Origin of the sequence: Photobacterium arenosum (genome assembly GCF_014841115.1) — a bacterium.
GTDB classification, from domain to species: domain Bacteria; phylum Pseudomonadota; class Gammaproteobacteria; order Enterobacterales; family Vibrionaceae; genus Photobacterium; species Photobacterium arenosum.
Genome location: NZ_JACYTP010000001.1, coordinates 203,394 through 220,319 on the forward strand (window position 1 = coordinate 203,394; position 16,926 = coordinate 220,319).

At 49.8% G+C, this 16,926-nt stretch carries 15 protein-coding genes and 1 pseudogene; 4 read left to right on the forward strand and 12 right to left on the reverse strand.

Annotated elements, in window-relative coordinates; genetic code table 11:
- Positions 1–24 precede the first annotated feature (24 nt).
- Positions 25–402, reverse strand: coding sequence for a hypothetical protein (locus IFO68_RS00895; protein WP_192013832.1), 378 nt, complete (start codon positions 400–402; stop codon positions 25–27).
- A 686-nt stretch (positions 403–1,088) separates the two neighbouring features.
- On the opposite strand from IFO68_RS00895, the pseudogene IFO68_RS21835 reads away from it, so the two are divergent.
- Positions 1,089–1,634: pseudogene (locus IFO68_RS21835) on the forward strand (transposase); the annotation flags it as partial.
- Between the two features lie 405 nt (positions 1,635–2,039).
- Here the strand turns inward: IFO68_RS21835 and IFO68_RS00910 are convergent.
- Entirely contained in the window at positions 2,040–2,732 is a 693-nt protein-coding gene (locus tag IFO68_RS00910; protein WP_192013834.1) for a hypothetical protein, read from the reverse strand.
- Between the two features lie 1,643 nt (positions 2,733–4,375).
- Between IFO68_RS00910 and IFO68_RS00915 the strand changes: the two genes are divergently transcribed.
- Positions 4,376–4,522, forward strand: coding sequence for a hypothetical protein (locus tag IFO68_RS00915; RefSeq protein ID WP_192013835.1), 147 nt, complete (start codon positions 4,376–4,378; stop codon positions 4,520–4,522).
- A 69-nt stretch (positions 4,523–4,591) separates the two neighbouring features.
- Here IFO68_RS00915 and ppiC read toward each other — a convergent pair whose 3' ends face one another.
- A complete protein-coding gene (gene ppiC / locus IFO68_RS00920; protein ID WP_027251162.1) occupies positions 4,592–4,873 on the reverse strand; it encodes a peptidylprolyl isomerase PpiC in 282 nt (93 codons plus the stop codon).
- Between the two features lie 104 nt (positions 4,874–4,977).
- On the reverse strand, positions 4,978–5,214 hold the full coding sequence (locus IFO68_RS00925) for a hypothetical protein (protein ID WP_225444990.1): 237 nt from the start codon (positions 5,212–5,214) through the stop codon (positions 4,978–4,980).
- 188 nt (positions 5,215–5,402) lie between these two features.
- On the opposite strand from IFO68_RS00925, the gene IFO68_RS00930 reads away from it, so the two are divergent.
- Both IFO68_RS00930 and IFO68_RS00935 read left to right on the forward strand, forming a co-directional pair.
- On the forward strand, positions 5,403–7,049 hold the full coding sequence (locus IFO68_RS00930; RefSeq protein WP_192013837.1) for an ABC-ATPase domain-containing protein: 1,647 nt from the start codon (positions 5,403–5,405) through the stop codon (positions 7,047–7,049).
- Between the two features lie 268 nt (positions 7,050–7,317).
- Positions 7,318–7,773: a hypothetical protein gene (locus IFO68_RS00935; RefSeq protein ID WP_192013839.1), complete on the forward strand. Its 456-nt coding sequence runs from the start codon at positions 7,318–7,320 to the stop codon at positions 7,771–7,773.
- Between the two features lie 142 nt (positions 7,774–7,915).
- Here the strand turns inward: IFO68_RS00935 and gabT are convergent, their stop codons facing one another.
- The 8 genes from gabT to IFO68_RS00975 are packed head-to-tail and all read right to left on the reverse strand — an operon-like array spanning position 7,916 to position 16,799.
- Positions 7,916–9,187, reverse strand: a complete 1,272-nt coding sequence (gene gabT, locus IFO68_RS00940; protein ID WP_192013841.1) for a 4-aminobutyrate--2-oxoglutarate transaminase — start codon at positions 9,185–9,187, stop codon at positions 7,916–7,918.
- 12 nt (positions 9,188–9,199) lie between these two features.
- Positions 9,200–10,633, reverse strand: a complete 1,434-nt coding sequence (locus tag IFO68_RS00945) for an NAD-dependent succinate-semialdehyde dehydrogenase (RefSeq protein WP_192013843.1) — start codon at positions 10,631–10,633, stop codon at positions 9,200–9,202.
- Between the two features lie 29 nt (positions 10,634–10,662).
- Positions 10,663–11,766: an agmatine deiminase gene (gene aguA, locus IFO68_RS00950; RefSeq protein ID WP_192013845.1), complete on the reverse strand. Its 1,104-nt coding sequence runs from the start codon at positions 11,764–11,766 to the stop codon at positions 10,663–10,665.
- Between the two features lie 30 nt (positions 11,767–11,796).
- On the reverse strand, positions 11,797–12,666 hold the full coding sequence (gene aguB / locus IFO68_RS00955) for an N-carbamoylputrescine amidase (protein WP_192013847.1): 870 nt from the start codon (positions 12,664–12,666) through the stop codon (positions 11,797–11,799).
- A 22-nt stretch (positions 12,667–12,688) separates the two neighbouring features.
- Positions 12,689–13,966 carry an NAD(P)/FAD-dependent oxidoreductase gene (locus tag IFO68_RS00960; protein WP_192013849.1) on the reverse strand — a complete coding sequence of 426 codons (1,278 nt, stop codon included), beginning with the start codon at positions 13,964–13,966 and terminating at the stop codon, positions 12,689–12,691.
- 12 nt (positions 13,967–13,978) lie between these two features.
- Positions 13,979–15,466 carry an aldehyde dehydrogenase gene (locus IFO68_RS00965; RefSeq protein ID WP_192013851.1) on the reverse strand — a complete coding sequence of 496 codons (1,488 nt, stop codon included), beginning with the start codon at positions 15,464–15,466 and terminating at the stop codon, positions 13,979–13,981.
- A gap of 24 nt (positions 15,467–15,490) precedes the next feature.
- On the reverse strand, positions 15,491–16,045 hold the full coding sequence (puuR, locus tag IFO68_RS00970) for an HTH-type transcriptional regulator PuuR (protein ID WP_027251152.1): 555 nt from the start codon (positions 16,043–16,045) through the stop codon (positions 15,491–15,493).
- Complete coding sequence (locus IFO68_RS00975) at positions 16,035–16,799, reverse strand: gamma-glutamyl-gamma-aminobutyrate hydrolase family protein (RefSeq protein ID WP_192013853.1); 765 nt, start codon at positions 16,797–16,799, stop codon at positions 16,035–16,037. Before IFO68_RS00975 ends, puuR begins: the two co-directional genes overlap by 11 nt.
- Between the last annotated feature and the right edge of the window lie 127 nt (positions 16,800–16,926).

Sequence of the window (16,926 nt, forward strand, 5' to 3'; positions counted from 1 at the left end):
TATCCTTATTTATTATGCGGTTTCCTAATACGGTAACTCATCAGCTTCAATACCAACATGATCGGGAGCTAAATATTGAGGGAATCTTACTGCTCGGATTGTATCGTGACCAAGTAACATAGCTTTACACACTCTGTGCATACCATCCATTACCCTACCTTTATTACACAGGATAATTGGGTATGATAAATCAGCTTTTTGGATGAGTTTCGTGTGCTCTATAATGTTTCTACACGTTGGTTTTGTACCACCTAGCTCGAACCAGAATTCTTCATCTAACTCTCTGATGTCAGCTAGCGAGATTTCGATAATTGGCAAACCTTTAGCTAGTTCAATTAGCCGGAAAACATCCCACGATAGCAGCCCTTCATCAGAGCTTCGAAAATGATACTGTTGTCTCATAATTCTCCTTGCTGCATAACGAATGACATGAACTCCCCCTCATTAGGCTCTGCCACAGTAGGTAAGTCTGATGACCTAATCAAAATAGACCACCATGTCAGATTCTATTTATGGCATTGATTTTGCCAAACATGGTTTAAGTATCCACGGTGAAGATCATCAAGGCAAGGTGTTGATTCAAAAATAATATCAAGTTCAAAAGCTCTCTCGACATTTGCCAATATCCCAACAGCCATTATCGTGACTATCAACGACTTCTGGCTAAAAGAAAACCGAAAAAAGTAGCCATCATTGCATGCGTCAGGAAGATGGTTTGTAGTGGTCAATGAAAATTGGCCACAGTTTTGGATTCTTGCCTGTTCAACGGCTTTGCAGAGCGTTAGCACAGCCACAGCTCACCCTGATTAAATTTAATGCCGATGGTCCCACATACTGGCTTTGTAACCCTACTCGTAATGTCATGATTTTCCGTATTCACATAACGCCCACTTAAGTAATGGGCAACGCTACCACTCTACCTAAACAATTGTGCCGTAAACACTAAATATTATTCCAACCGAAAATGCCAAGCGTTGCGAATCTGCTTAAATTGATTGTTGAACCAAGCCGCTGCGCGGCAGAGCTACAGCAGCCCACATACTGATCTCTGAACCCTGCCATCCGGGCAGCGGACTGGAGACCGTATCATGAATACTCAACAGCAGCGCCATTTCGACGCGCTATACCAGCAACACCTTGATAATCTTATCCTACAAGGCAAGCGACCGGCGACCGTTGATGCCTACAGCCGTGCGGTACGTCGTGTTTCTGCCTTTTTCGACTGCCCGCCTGACACCCTGACAACCGAGCAGCTACGTGCCTACTTCCGCCAACTCATCCACACCCACTCATGGAGCACCGTCAAACTCGACCGCAACAGCCTGCAGTTCTTCTACCGCTATACCCTCAACAAACAGTGGACATGGCTCAATATAGTCAACTGCCGTGCGGTCGGACGGGGGTTGCCGGCATTGTAATACCTGTCGCGCTACCTCTACCGGGGCGTCTTGCCCGACCAGGATATTCTCCGGATCAATGACCATCAGGTGACCTTCCGTTATACCGACAGCCAGACCCGGCAACCGGCAACACGTACCCTGCCGGTCGTGCAGTTCCTGTGGCTGATCTTGCAGCATGTGCTGCCAAAAGGGTTGCAACGGGTGCGGGACTACGGCTTGCTGCATGGCAGCGCACGAACACTGCGGCTCACCATCCAACAGATGTTGTTCAGCTTGCCAACATGGCAGCAGCCTGTGAAAACCGAGCCACTGAAAGCAACACGGGACTGCCCATGCTGCCAGCATGCAATGCACTGCGTCGGCATCACCCGACCGGGATAGCCGGAAGGCAAACACAATAAGGAGAATGGCGTAGCATCATCAACGAGGAGAAAGCCAACGCAAGACCGAATTCAGGTAACCCATTGAAGTGAAACACACCGTGGTCACTTCCCGGCTGCGCTCGTCTTGACGAAACCCGCGGGCGCCCCCCCACCAAATGCCAACCGAGCAATTTGCTTAATAAGGCTGTCCGGGCTTGTTCAACACCCGGATAGAAATATCGGCTGCGCGACACGTATCCTTATTTGTTAAGTGACTTTAATCTGCTTCAAGAGCTAAAGAATTACGATACTCACTCTCTAACTTATCGTAATGTGGCATAAAGTTTAACTCGAAGAAACCGACCATCTCAGAGAGCATTTTGTATGCCGACTCAGGGTACTCTGGTTTAACGCTACCGGTGATTGTTATAGGAAACAATTTCTCTGGTTGAAAGTTACTGATCAGATTAATATTTATGAGCCTTTCCATTGCTAATAGAAAATCGCTAGTAGATCCTGCCATATCTTTAGAAAGTAGTGCCGAATTCGACTTAATAACTCTCATTGTTTCTTGGTGCTTAACCATATAGTCTTTAAACATCAAAGGTGTCACGGAATTTGCCGCGAACCCTTCGAGAAGCCGTCCATCGTCTAGCTCATTATAAATACTTTTTTCCAGGTCATATTTAATGAAGTTATGTAGATTTGACAATGCAACCATGTTTTCTTTTGTTGCTTCAACGCGCGCTTGCCAAACAACACTAGCCTTGGAGTTTTGTAACTCTACTTTCTTCAAGTCCCTTTCAACATTCCAAGTAATTGAAACAACTAAAGCTGCAGCAACGATACCAGCCACTAAGTTTGATATTAAAGGTAACCAAAATGTGTTTTTTACACTCTGTTTATCCGATTCCTTCAAATACGCCAACAGTGCTAGATTCTCATCCGTAGCTTTGATTTTATATTTCATTACTTTCTTTCCAACATAGTCAGTCACTTAACATTTTATTCAACGACATGGTTTCACATAATTCTGTCGTGTAACCCTTTCAGACAAAACTAACCTAACCACTTGATTTCATTCAATTAAGTGCACATATCATATAAACCCATCAGTTAAACATACGACACCATGTCGTGTATCCTACTCAATCTACTTCTGCTAACCAACTGATATTCCATACTTTTCTTGTATTTTATGACTTACCCCAAAAATCAGCGACGCATACGCTTGTGAGAAAAGCGACATCGGTCACTTACCCAGTACAGAGAAGCCATAGAATTGCACTTGCCGCATGGATTCCCGCCTGCGCGGGAATGACAGTAAGACATTGAATTACAATTAGTTTAAATAGATTTTGGCGTGTGTTATAAAAGCAGAAATGAGAAGTTCGAGGCTGCCTCTCCCCCAGGGAAAAATTCAGGACGAATTTTTAGGTTGTCGGCGCCGGGAGCGCCTACAACCGCCCCGAACAGCACCAAAGAATAAAAAGGCATTTCTGGGTACTCTTTTTGCCTTAAAAGAGTACCTGGCGCGCATCAAGCAATGTCAAATGAGACACAAAACCAAATGCGCGACATACCAGCTAAACTTCAGAAATTGCACTCGCCACATGGATTCCCGCCTGCGCGGGAATGACAGTAAGGCGTTGAATTATAACTAATTTAAATAGACTTTGGCGTGCGCTATAAAGCAGAAATGAGAAGATCGAAGCTTGCCTCTCCCTCAGGGGAAAATTCAGGACGAATTTTTAGGTTGTCGGCACCGGGAGCGCCTACAACCGCCCCGGCCAACACCAGAGAACAAAAAGGCATTTCTGGGTACTCTTTTTGCCTTAAAAGAGTACCTGGCGCGCATCAACCAATGTCAAATAAGCCACAGAACCCAATGCGCGACATACCAGCTAAACTTCAGAAATTGCACTCGCCACATGGATTCCCGCCTACGCGGGAATGAAAGTAAGATATTGAATCATAGTCAATTTCAATGGATTTTGGCATGTACTTTAAAAGCAGAAATGAGAAGTTCGAGGCCTGCCTCTCCCCCAGGGAAAAATTCAGGACGAATTTTTAGGTTGTCGGCGCCGGGAGCGACTACAACCGACCCGGACCACACCAAAGAACAACAAGGCATTTCTGGGTACTCTTTTTGCCTTAAAAGAGTACCTGGCGCGCATCAAACAATGTCAAATGAGACACATAACCCAATGCGCGACATACTCACCCAGCCACCAAAAACTAACTCGCTTTATGGATTCCCGCCTGTCGCGGGAATGACAGCTTGATAATGTACATTGATGGTACAAAATCAGGGAAAAAATTCAGGACGAATTTTTAGGTTGTCGGTGCCGGGAGCGCCTACAACCGCCCCGGCCAACACCAGAGAACAAAAAGGCATTTCTGGGTACTCTTTTTGCCTTAAAAGAGTACCTGGCGCGCATCAAACAATGTCAAATGAGACACAGAACCAAATGCGCGACATACCAGCTAAACTTCAGAAATTGCAATCGCCACATGGATTCCCACCTGCGCGGGAATGACGGTAAGGCATTGAATCATAGTCAATTTCAATGGATTTTGGCGTGTACTTTAAAAGCAGAAATAGGAAGTACGATGCAAACCTCTGCCCAGGGAAAAATTCAGGACGAATTTTTAGGTTGTCGGCGCCGGGAGCGACTACAACCGACCCGGACCACACCAAAGAACAACAAGGCATTTCTGGGTACTCTTTTTGCCTTAAAAGAGTACCTGGCGCGCTGAGTGGGATATTAAGGGATACTTCAGACTCAAGCGCGACAAACAAACTCCCTCAAAAGAAGTCATAAAAACTCAAGTACGATACAGCACCTTAATCACATGATACCCAAACTTGGTCTTCACCGGGCCGATAGGCTCAAGCACTTTACCGGTGAATACGGCTTTATCGAATGCCGGTACCATCATGCCCTTGCGAAATTCGCCCAGATCGCCACCGCGCTTGCCGGATGGACAGGTTGAATATTTCTTTGCCAGGGTCTGAAATTTTGCGCCTTTTTTCAGCTGCTGCAAAATATCGTCAGCTTGTTCTTTATGCTTCACCAGAATGTGCAGTGCCGCTGCGGTAGAGGCCATAATACCCGCCTTTATTGTCAGAATCTTGATGGGCGGCAAGTGTGCGACAAATCACATCAACTGGCAAGTTTTCGCTTAATTCTGTGCTCTCAGCAGCACCACGATTATGGCCAGAAAATCAGGTTTACCATTCTGAGCACAATAGCCAATATCACGGCAGCCACACCTGAACGGTAAAACTTGAACTCGATGGTTGTCATGCTGACGCGCTTGTAGAACATCGTCATTACCCCGCCCCAGTTGCGGGTGCGGCGTCCGTATTGCACCATACTGGTCAAGATCAGGATCACGCCGCTGAGCAGCAATAGCCATTCGGCCGACTTTGATGCCATTTCCAACATACTGACTCCTTGAATAGCGTGGAAAGTGTCTTTTCTCATCACAGTGACGAAAACCCGGTACGCTAACAATTAGACTAAGGTTTGAATGCCTGATAAGCGGGAGCTGGATCACCGAATAACATGCACATAACTGTGCTTTGGTGTACACTCCTGCCCCCAATGTTTATTGCCAGTGATATCGAGTGACCATGGACTTACTAGAAGCCAGACTCAAAAAAATTGACCGTCGTAATTATCGCAGCTATTCCAGCCTGCGTGGTCAGTATAACTTTGTTGATTACGATTTCTTTATCGATATCCCTCAGTCGGATCCTTTCGCGCCTGCGACACGCGTTCGCGCACGGCGCCAGTGGTCACTCACGGATCTGGCCTGGCTGAAAAACCAGTCGGCAGACTATCAGCGCGCAGCGCGTGATTTTATCGCCCGTCAGTTTGCGGATCTGGCCAGAGAAGTGAACGAGATTCAGATTGATCGTCCGGGTCAGGCCGTTTTGGACCGCACTGCTGTCGTTTTCGATGACGATGCCATTGAACTGCGTTTCCGTGTCGATCTGCCTGCTGATGGCCGTACCATCATTGCCAAGAAAGCGCTCAACCTGCTGACCTTCACGCTGCCGAAAATCATTCGTCGTGCGACGATTGCGCGTGAACTGCCAATGGACGATCTGCGCCGCCATTGTGAAGCGGTCGAAGATCAGGTGGCACTGCGTTCGCAGCTCAAAGAGAAGAAGCTGATTGCCTTCGTGGCCGATCACAGTGTGTTACCACGCCTTGCCGGTAACAGCGAGCAGCCAATGCCTGACGCTGTGCCATTCATCAGCCCGGACAGCCTGGCTGTTGAATTAGACGCACCTCACGCGGGTAAACTGCGCGGTATGGGTATCCCTACCGGCATTACCATGATTGTCGGTGGTGGTTTTCACGGCAAATCGACCCTGCTGAATGCGGTCGAGAATGCTGTGTATGATCATGTCCCGGGTGATGGCCGCGAATATGTGGTTGCCGATGAAACTGCCAGCAAAATTCGTGCAGAAGATGGCCGCTGTGTCCACAGCGTCGATTTGTCGCCTTACATCAATAATCTGCCTATGGGTAAAGACACCACCTGCTTTAGCACACAAAATGCCTCAGGCTCGACGTCGCAGGCAGCCTGGTTGCAAGAGTCGCTGGAAGCCGGTGCCCAAACCCTGTTGATCGATGAAGATACCTCAGCGTCGAACTTTATGATCCGTGACGAGCGCATGCAGGCACTGATTGCGAAAGAAGATGAACCTATCACCCCATTGGTCGATCGTATTGCTTTGCTGCGCAATCACCTGAACGTCTCTGTCATGCTGGTGATGGGCGGTTCCGGTGACTATCTGGATGTTGCTGATACAGTGATTCAGATGCACAACTATGAAGCTGTTGATGTCACCGCTAAAGCAAAAACTGTCGTGCAGTCGCATCCAACTCAGCGCCAGCCGGAAGGCAGCGATACCATTGAGCAACCGCGTGTTCGCCAACTGAACCGCTCCGGGCTTCAGGCACAACTGGAAGAAGGTAAATTCCGTATCCAGGTCAAAAACAAACAAAGTCTGCGTTTTGGTCGTGAGTTCGTGGATCTGCAGGCCTTAGAGCAAATTGCCGATGCCAGCCAGCTTCATACTATTGGTTGGTTATGGTGTCAGCTGGCGCAGCTCAAAGGCTGGGAAAAGCAACCCGTCACCGCCTTCCAGAAAATGCTGCAGGATGAATGGTTCCGCACCATGCCAAACTATGGTGATTTAGCTAAACCTCGTGTTGTCGATGTCATGGCCGTCTTGAACCGGATGCGCAAATCCGAGTTTAAATAAATCACGCTTGTTCAACCGCAACACACTGTTTTCATAAGGCATACTCAGGTATGCCTGTTTTTTTATTCAACGCTGACAACCCTTTCAGTCCATTCTGGTGAGCTGTTCTTGCTCCCCTTTTTATTCAATGATTCTGAGAAAGATTTCTGTGAGCCTATAAAAGGCGGCTTTTAGGAGAAAGCATATTCTTACCCTGTGCGTGTTCATAGCACTGAACCAATAAGTCAGAATGAACCGCTTTCCATTCAATTATCAGGAAGGGTAAATCATGAATAACCAAAATTTAGCTTATATGATTCTCAATGATTCAGCACGAATCACAGAAGCCATTACAACCGGTGCTGCCTGGGAAATATGGATGCAAGTCGAACTGATTCTTCTTTTCCGTCAGGCAGGGATACAAGCCACTCGTGAAGTGCCTTATCCGCCGCCGAATGGAAACTGGCGCTTAGATGCACTGGCTCAGGATAATGATGGGAGGTATGCGATTGAACTTAAAGTTGAAAGTGCAACGAACGCAGGTGCCGTCCTCCTTGCCTCGGCTCAGCAGGACATGAATAAAATCGTACATTATCCGGCGCCGAACCCCGGCTCAAGATGGGTTGTCGCGATCGGATATAGCGCGACGGCAAGACATGCCCTTCAGGACTATGCTAATGACCCGGCTCACCACTCGATTTATCACGAACAAAACGCCATTGGTGTATTGGTGACCGCAGTCTAACGTATTCAGCCATGTGTCTGAATCATCAAAAATAAACAATGGAATACGACAGATTCAATTTAAAAAATAAAGGGCATCACATCGTATGCCCTTTTATTTTTTGTGCAGCTGGCATCCATGAAACCAGTACTGAACCTCGTTTTTAAACCAAGGCTGCCAGTGCTTTTTTCACTTTCTCGATGCCTTCGGCAAGGATCTCATCTTCAATCGTCAGGGCAGGCAGGAAACGGATAACGTTCCCTTTCACACCACAAGACAACAGAATAACACCTTCTTCCCGCGCCTGAGCCACCAGCGATTTGGTCAGATCAGCCATTGGGGCACCGGACTGAGGATCGACAAACTCGACGGCGATCATCGCGCCCAGATTACGTACCTCGCCAATCACAGGGAAATCAGACTGAAGCGCACGGAAATGGCTGGTCATCACTTCGCCAATTTTCAGGGCTTTCTCACACAGCTGCTCTTCATCAATGATCTTCAGCACTTCCAAACCTGCGGCACAACCCAGAGGTGAACCGGCATAAGTCCCGCCCAAACCACCGGGGCCAGCAGCGTCCATGATATTGGCTTTACCCACCAGGGCTGAGATTGGGAAACCACCGGCAATCCCTTTCGCCATGGTCATCATGTCCGGTTCAATACCTAAGTACTCAGTAGCGAACATTTTGCCGGTACGGGCAAAACCGGTTTGAATTTCATCGGCAATCAGCAGGATACCGTGTTTGTCACACAGTTCACGCAGCGCCTGAGCAAACGCAGGCGGCGCCTGATAAAAACCCCCTTCACCCTGAACCGGCTCAAAAATAATGGCGGCAACACGTGACGGTTCAATGTCACAGGCGAACAGATCGTCAATCGCCTGCAGACTGTCTTCAATGCTGATGCCGTGGAACGCATTCGGATAAGGGGCATGATAGATTTCGCCCGGGAAGGGACCGAAACCCGCTTTGTAAGGTGCCACTTTACCGGTCAGCCCCATGGTCATATTGGTCCGACCGTGGAAACCGCCTTTAAACGCAATCACGCCACTGCGTTTGGTGTGCGCACGGGCAACTTTGATGGCGTTTTCGACCGCTTCTGCACCTGTGGTCAGAAAGACGGCTTTTTTCGCTGTGTTACCAGGGGCGCGTGCTGTCAGTTGTTCCGCCAGTTCCACGAAGGACGTATACGGCGTCACCATGGCACAGGTATGGGAAAAATTATCCAGCTGCGCTTTCACCGCTTCGACAATACGCGGGTGCGAATGGCCTGTGTTGTTCACCGCGATACCCGAACCAAAATCAATATAGCGATTACCTTCGATATCCCAGATTTCGGCATTCTTTGCAGTTTCTACATACAGCGGATTCAGGTTGCCCATTCCCTGTGCGATAACTTGTTGCTTACGTGCTTGCCATACTTGATTGCTCATCACTTCCCTTCCTTATGCTTGAATGCCGCCAAAACAGAGGTATTTAATGTCCATGTATTCGTCGATGCCTTGCTTGGCACCTTCACGTCCGATACCGGATTGTTTCACCCCGCCAAACGGGGCCACTTCGGTTGAAATCATGCCTTCGTTGATCCCCACCATGCCGTATTCCAGCGCTTCCGCCACTTTCCAGATCCGGTTGATGTTCTGGCTGTAGAAGTAAGAAGCGAGGCCATAAATCGTGTCGTTGGCCATGTCGATCAGCTCGTCATCAGTGCTGAACCGGATGACAGGTGCAATCGGGCCAAAGATTTCCTCCTGCACGATATCCATGTCGTGCGTGACATCCGCCAGAATCGTCGGCTGGACAAACAGGCCGTCAAGCTGCTGTCCACCCGTCACCAGTCTTGCGCCCTGAGCAACGGTGTGATCCGTTAAGTGCATGATCTTCTCTTTGGCCGACGCATCGATCACAGGACCGATAGTCACGCCTTCATCCAGCCCGTTGCCCACTTTCAGCTTTTCAACTTCCGCTTTGAATTTGGCAACGAAGTCATCGTAAACACCGTCTTGCACGTAGAAGCGGTTGGCACACACGCAGGTTTGGCCGGCATTACGGAATTTAGAGGCCAGCGCGCCTTTCACTGCCAGATCGATATCGGCATCATCAAACACGATGAATGGCGCGTTGCCGCCCAGCTCCATCGAAGTCCGCTTAATGCTGTCGGCGCATTGCGCCATCAGCAGCCGTCCTACACCGGTAGAACCGGTAAAAGACAACTTACGGATCAGCGAACTGCCGGTGAACACCTTGCCCACCATGCTGGACGAGGCATTCACGACCAATTGAAGCGCGTCGCGCGGGATACCGGCCTGATAGCCTAATTCAGCCACCGCATAGGCTGACAAAGGCGTCTGATTGGCGGGTTTGCAGATAAAGGTACAGCCCGCCGCCAGTGCAGGCGCAGCTTTACGGGTGATCATCGCAATCGGGAAGTTCCAGGGAGTGATGGCACAGGCCACACCGATGGGCTGCTTGATCGTCACGATGCGTTTATCTGTCGTCGGGCCAGGAATGGAATCGCCATAGGTACGTTTCGCTTCTTCCGAGAACCACTCAATAAAGCTGGCACCGTAGGCCACTTCGCCTTTGGCTTCGGCCAGCGGCTTGCCCTGTTCCAGGGTCATCAGACGGCCGAGATCGTCCTGGTTTTGCATAATCAGATCAAACCAGCGACGCAGGATCACCGCACGCTCTTTGGCACTGGTTTTCGCCCAGGCTTTTTGCGCGGTATTGGCGCGTTCAATGGCAGAAGCAATTTCCGCTTCATTCTGAGTCGGAATATGACACAACACTTCACCGTCAGCCGGATTGGTCACAGCCAGAGAGGTGTCGGATGGCTCGCACACAAAGGCGAGCAAAGTGCGGTTCTTAATTTGCTGCATAATAAAACCTTTTCATTTGACCAGACCTGTCAGCCCTGTTTGCAGGCAAGTGCGTCAGGGATCTGCTGAGTAATACAATGGATATTGCCGCCGCCAAGCAGCACTTCCCGGGTCGGTATACCGATAATCTGATAGTCCGGCAGCGCCGCTTGCAGAATATCCATGGCTTGCTGATCACTGGCTGAGTCCAGCAAGGGTAAAAACACGTTTTTGTTACACATCAGGAAGTTGGCATATGAGCCGCCCAAACGTTCGCCCGCTTCGCGTTTCATTCCACCTGATGGCTCAATACCGGCCGCTTCCTCTTGTGTTAAATATAGCGGACCGGGGATCGGCAGCTTGTGCACCCTGATACGCCGGCCTTTCGCATCGGTGCTGTTCTCCAGCACATCCAGTGCCCGGCGGGAAATCGCATACTGCGGATCGTCAGGATCATCACACCAGCTTAAGATCACTTCACCTGGCGCAATCACGTGCAGCAGATTATCGACATGACCATTGGTCTCATCATTAAACAAGCCATCCGGCAGCCAGATCACCTTGCTTATTGACAGGTAATCGGCCAGATACGCTTCGATCTCTGCTTTGCTGAGATGCGGATTACGCCCGGCAGACAGCAGGCATTCTTCCGTGGTATACAGGGTGCCTTCACCGTCAGTGTGAATCGCTCCCCCTTCCAGTACAAAAGGTGCGCGATAGTAATCCAGCCCGAGGTGTTCGCAAATTGTCGCCGCCACCTGATCGTCGTCATTCCAGGGGGCATACAAGCCATCAACTTCTCCGCCCCATGCATTGAACTGCCAGCTGATGCCACGACGATCACCGCTATCGTTCACCACGACTGTCGGGCCGATGTCTCTCATCCAGGCGTCATTGAGCGGCATTTCAACGATCTCAATCTCTTCTGGCAACATGAGCGTTGCCGTCAGGTACTGATTGGGGCTGACAGCCACACAGACCTTAATATGTTGGCTGATGGCCGTCGCAACCTGAGTAAAAGCGTGCTGCGCTGGCTTCGCAGTCTCACGCCAGTTATCAGGCCGCTCCGGCCATGCCAGCCAAACCTGTTCCTGCGGAGCAAACTCCGCAGGGAAATAATAGCCGTGCTCTGAAGGGGTGCCCTGTCGTTCCATGGCAGTCTTCCTTTCTATGTTCCGAGTGTATTACTTACCCGTCAGGGAGTTGATGCGTGTGTACAAATCAGGACGTCGGTCACGGAACAGACCCCAGCTGTAACGCGCTTTGGCTGTTGCTTCCAAATCTATAGCAGCATAAATGATGGTTTCTTCATCACGGCCCGCTTCAGCCAGTTTCTTGCCGGTATGATCGGTAATAAACGACGAGCCATAGAAGGTGGTTTCAATGCCATCGTCGGTTTCTACACCGGTGCGGTTGGCGGCGATCACAGGGATCAGGTTGGCAGCAGAATGCCCCTGCATAGTGCGCTGCCAGTGATCGCGTGAGTCCAGCGTTGGATCCTGAGGCTCAGAGCCAATGGCAGTCGGATAGAAAATCGCTTCTGCGCCCGCCAGCGCCAGACAGCGTGCCAGCTCCGGGAACCACTGATCCCAGCAGATCCCAACCCCAAACTTGCCAAACCGGGTTTGCCAGACTTTGAAGCCGGTATCACCAGGGCTGAAGTAGAATTTCTCGCTATAACCCGGACCATCAGGAATGTGTGACTTACGGTAGTTGTCCATCACAGTGCCGTCAGCGTCGATCATCACCAGAGAGTTAAAAAAGCTGTTGCCTGAACGCTCAAAGTAACTCACCGGTATCACAACATTGAATTCACGCGCCAGCTGGCTCATGTGATCAATCAACGGGCTGTTGTCGGTTTCTTCAGCCAGATCGAAATACTTGGCTACCTGTTCTTTACAGAAGTAAGGAGCAGCAAAGAGTTCTTGCAGCACCACAACGTTCGCGCCATTGTCAGCGGCTTCTTTCACCGCCTGGCTGATCTTTTTCAGGTTATTATCGATATCCCACGACATCGAAAGCTGCACTGAAGCAAAAGTCACTGTCTTTGACATTGTTCTCTTCCTTTTCCGATCCTTAGATAGCGAGCTTGTCGCGTAAGTTGTAGTAAGCGGCCCCAAGCGCCGTAAACGGCACCTGGAAATGGCGCCCGCCCGGGAAGGCGTAATGACGCAGAGACGCAAATGCATCAAAACGCTCAGCATGTCCGGTCAGCGCTTCAGCCAGCAGTTTGCCGGCAAGATGCGTACAGGTAATGCCATGGCCGCTGTATCCTTGCAGGTAGTAAATGTTGTCAGCAAAACTGCCAAATTGCGGCATACGTGAATAGGTCAGCAAGAAGTTACCGGTCCAGGCAAAGTCCAGCTTCACGCCTTTTAGCTGAGGGAAGACTTTCTCCATCTTCGGACGGATCAGTTTCTCTACGTTGGCCGGATCACGTGCGCCGTATACCACTCCGCCGCCAAACAGCATCCGGTTGTCGCCGGTAATACGGAAGTAATCCAGCAGGTAATTGCAGTCTTCTACGCAGTAACGTTGCGGCAGCAGCTCATCGCACAGTGCATCTGACAATTGTTCTGTCGTCACCACCTGTGTGCCGCATGGAATGGCTTTATTGCTGATATTCGGCGCCAGACCACCCAGATAAGCATTGCCGGCCAGTACCATATATTGCGCTTTGACTGAGCCCTGGCTGGTATGAGCAACAGGTTTGGCGCCTTTTTCAATCCGGGTAACGGCTGACTGTTCAAAAATCTGTCCGCCCATCTGAATAATGGCTTCGGCTTCGCCCAGCGCCAGGTTCAGTGAATGAATATGGCCGCCACGCATGTCCAGCAAACCGCCTTCGTAGACGTCAGTGCCCACCATAGTTTGCAGCTCAGCTTTATCGAGCAGTGTCATCTCTTTATTGCCGTAGCGCTCCCAGTTGGCTTTATGGTGTTTCAGCCCTTCTAACTGCTTGTTGTTCACCGCAGTAAACAGGCCGCCCTGACGATGATCACAGTCAATGTTAAATTCTTCTATCAGGCCGCGAATAATATCGCCACCTTCAAAAATCATGCTGCACAGCGCATCTGAGGTCTTTTTATCGTAACGTTTCTCGATGACATCGACATCGCGGCTGTAGCTGTTGACAATTTGTCCGCCGTTACGGCCCGTCGCGCCAAAGCCCACTTTGGCACTTTCGAGGACCACAACCTTAAAGCCTTTTTTCGCCAGGTGCAGCGCCGATGACAGACCGCTGAAACCCGCACCCACGATACATACATCGCACTCGATGTTATCGGTCAGGGTGCGAAACTCTCGCGTATAGTTCGCCGTAGCGGCGTAGAAAGAACCGGTATGATTAATCACAGTAAACTCCTTTTAGTACGACTCAAGACGAAGCCAAGTGGTTTTCACCTCTGTGAACTTCTCCAGGGCATGCAGTGATTTATCCCGACCATTGCCGCTTTGTTTAAAGCCGCCAAACGGAACTGTCATGTCACCTTCGTTGTAGTTATTAATCCAGACCGAACCCGCCTGAAGCTGACGGGCAACCCGGTGTGCACGGTCCAGATCGGACGTCCATAACGCGGCACCCAGCCCATAGGGGGAATCGTTGGCGATCGCAATCGCTTCTTCTTCTGTGCTGAACGGGATCACGCACAACACAGGACCAAAAATTTCTTCACGGGCAACAGCCATGTCATTGCTGACATCACCTAACACCACCGGGGCAACAAAGGCACCTTGCCCTACGACATCACCGCCGCACAGCACTTTGGCACCGGCCGCTTCCCCTTTGGCGACATAATCCAGCACTTTGGCTTTGTGATCCTGATCGATCAGTGCGCCCATTGACGAAGCAGGATCGAGCGGATCTTTCGGGGTAAAGGCATTTGATGCCGCAATGACTTTGGCGACAAACGCATCTTTGATGCTTTCGTGTACCAGCAAGCGGGTGGCTGCCACGCACACTTCGCCCTGGTTATAGAAACAGCCCGCTGCGGTTTCCGCCGCTGCCTTGTCCAGATTCTTGTAATCCGCGAACACGATATTGGCATTTTTACCGCCCGCTTCGGCCCAGACACGTTTCATATTGGATTCGCCCGAACACACCATCAGTTGACGGGCTACCCGGGTTGAACCGGTGAAGGTGATGCAATCCACATCATCATGACGCGCGAGCGCATCCCCCACTTCATGCCCGAATCCAGGCAATACCTGAAACACACCGTCTGGGATACCGGCCTGTTTGGCCAGTTTGCCAAGATGGATCGCGGTTAACGGTGACTTTTCAGAGGGTTTGAGAATCACACTGTTTCCGGCCGCCAGCGCTGGTCCTAATTTCCAGCATGCGAGCCATAGCGGAAAGTTCCAGGGCACTATGGCCGCAACGACACCAATGGGCTGATGCGTGATATAGGCATGCACATTGACTTCAGTGGGCGCTACTTCGCCATAGGTTTTATCAATCGCTTCGGCGTACCAGCGAATGGCCGCGGCAGCGCCGGGAATATCAGTACTGAAACTGTGACTGATAGGTTTACCGGTATCCAGGGTTTCCAGCAGGGCCAGGGTTTCCCGCTCCTGATCGATCAGGTCGGCAAACGCCAGTAACACTGCTTTTCTCTGTGCCGGGCTCTGATCCTGCCAGTCTCCGCGATTAAAGGCACTTCTGGCCATCTCAACAGCAATTGCTGCATCCTTTGCGTCACAGCGGGCAACATCAACAAGATGCTCGTCTGTCGCAGGGTTGATCACAGCAAAGGTGTTACCACTCTGGGCATGCTGGTATTCACCGTGAATGAATGCCCTGGCTTCAATTTCTATCTGCTGTTTTAGTGCTGTCCATTGCTGTTGAGTGTTCATACGCCTTCCTTTTGGGTGTGGACGTCAGAAACTAGCCGGGGTATGTGCGCTGACAATCCGGCAAAGTTTGTCCGTTCTGTTGGTAAACTTGTGAGGAATACTGGTATCAAACAGGTAACTTTCCCCTTCGCCGATAACATAGGTTTTGTCACCCAGCGCCAGTTCTATTTCACCTTCCAGTACCGTTCCGCTTTCCTCACCTTCGTGTTTAATGCTTATCAGTCCTGTGCTTGAATGAGGCTGGTATACCTCAATCAAAAAGCCCATTTGTCTGTCTTTACGGCCGTCGCAGACCAGTTTCATTGAAACTTGTTCGTTGCCCATTTCAATGAGCTGATCAGGCTTAATCACCACCGGACGCTCATCAAATGCCTGATCTTGTGTAAAAAACTCAGACAAGGACATATCGAACACTTTCACTATCTTGTGTAATGAACTGACCGACGGACTCACCTTGCTGTTCTCGATTGATGAGATAGCGCTGTGGGTGATATCGGCTTTTTCTGCCAGTTCACGCTGAGACAATTTGTATTCTTTTCTAAGCTGTGCGATTTTTTTACCAATTGAGTCAGTTTCCATCATGGAGGCTCCTTCGTTTTGAAGCCGATATCATAAACTGATCAAACAAAATTCGTGAAAAATGGTTTTCAGTCGCTTGCCATTCTGGGTGCCACTGCACACCAATAAAGAATGGATGCGCCTGTAAACTAAAGGCTTCAATCAAACCATCCGGTGCAACGGCTTCCACGGTAAGACCTGGTGCTAATTGATTAACACCCTGGCCGTGCAGAGAATTCACTTCAATGTTGTCCAGCGGCGCCAGCCAGTCGGCAAAGATGCCGTTGTCAGAAATATTTACCGGATGAGCCGGTGAATACTTGAGGACCATGTCATTAAGCGGGCTTTCCCTGTGATCGTTAAAGCCTTCAACTTCATGCACTTTCGGGTGCAGTGATCCACCAAGCGCAACATTCATTTCCTGAAATCCGCGGCAGATACCGAGAATAGGCACGTTCTCTTTGATACAGGTATCTATCAGTGCAAATGACAGAGCATCACGGCCTTCATCTTTTTTCGGTTCATCATGTTCTGCACCGTAACGGGCAGGCGCAACATTCGAATGGCTGCCGGTCAGCAGCACGCCGTCGACCAATCCAATCAGTTGCTTAATTTCTTCAGCCGTAGAGCCCGACGGGAACAGAACCGGGTTGGCACCAAACTGCTTTATCGCATGGAGATAGAACTCATTAACACTTTGAATGCCATAGCCTTCCAGTGATTTTTTACAGCATACAACGCCAATTACCGGTCCAGCTTTTGTTGAGTTCATCATGGTCTCTCCTGCCATCAGTGTTCGATTTATTGAACAAACCTAGCTTAGAGCACTAAGGGAAATCAACCTGCAATTTACAATAATGTTACTAAAATTTGATCAACGTTCGATATTTCGAACATTTTGA

Coding starts and splice junctions, on each gene's coding strand:
- gabT (WP_192013841.1), bottom strand. CDS start 9,187: ATGAGCAATCAAGTATGGCAAGCACGTAAGCAACAAGTTATCGCACAG.
- IFO68_RS00910 (WP_192013834.1), bottom strand. CDS start 2,732: ATGAAATATAAAATCAAAGCTACGGATGAGAATCTAGCACTGTTGGCG.
- IFO68_RS00930 (WP_192013837.1), top strand. CDS start 5,403: ATGGACTTACTAGAAGCCAGACTCAAAAAAATTGACCGTCGTAATTAT.
- ppiC (WP_027251162.1), bottom strand. CDS start 4,873: ATGGCCTCTACCGCAGCGGCACTGCACATTCTGGTGAAGCATAAAGAA.
- IFO68_RS00945 (WP_192013843.1), bottom strand. CDS start 10,633: ATGCAGCAAATTAAGAACCGCACTTTGCTCGCCTTTGTGTGCGAGCCA.
- puuR (WP_027251152.1), bottom strand. CDS start 16,045: ATGGAAACTGACTCAATTGGTAAAAAAATCGCACAGCTTAGAAAAGAA.
- IFO68_RS00935 (WP_192013839.1), top strand. CDS start 7,318: ATGAATAACCAAAATTTAGCTTATATGATTCTCAATGATTCAGCACGA.
- aguA (WP_192013845.1), bottom strand. CDS start 11,766: ATGGAACGACAGGGCACCCCTTCAGAGCACGGCTATTATTTCCCTGCG.
- IFO68_RS00975 (WP_192013853.1), bottom strand. CDS start 16,799: ATGATGAACTCAACAAAAGCTGGACCGGTAATTGGCGTTGTATGCTGT.
- IFO68_RS00895 (WP_192013832.1), bottom strand. CDS start 402: ATGAGACAACAGTATCATTTTCGAAGCTCTGATGAAGGGCTGCTATCG.
- IFO68_RS00925 (WP_225444990.1), bottom strand. CDS start 5,214: ATGTTGGAAATGGCATCAAAGTCGGCCGAATGGCTATTGCTGCTCAGC.
- IFO68_RS00965 (WP_192013851.1), bottom strand. CDS start 15,466: ATGAACACTCAACAGCAATGGACAGCACTAAAACAGCAGATAGAAATT.
- aguB (WP_192013847.1), bottom strand. CDS start 12,666: ATGTCAAAGACAGTGACTTTTGCTTCAGTGCAGCTTTCGATGTCGTGG.
- IFO68_RS00915 (WP_192013835.1), top strand. CDS start 4,376: ATGCAAACCTCTGCCCAGGGAAAAATTCAGGACGAATTTTTAGGTTGT.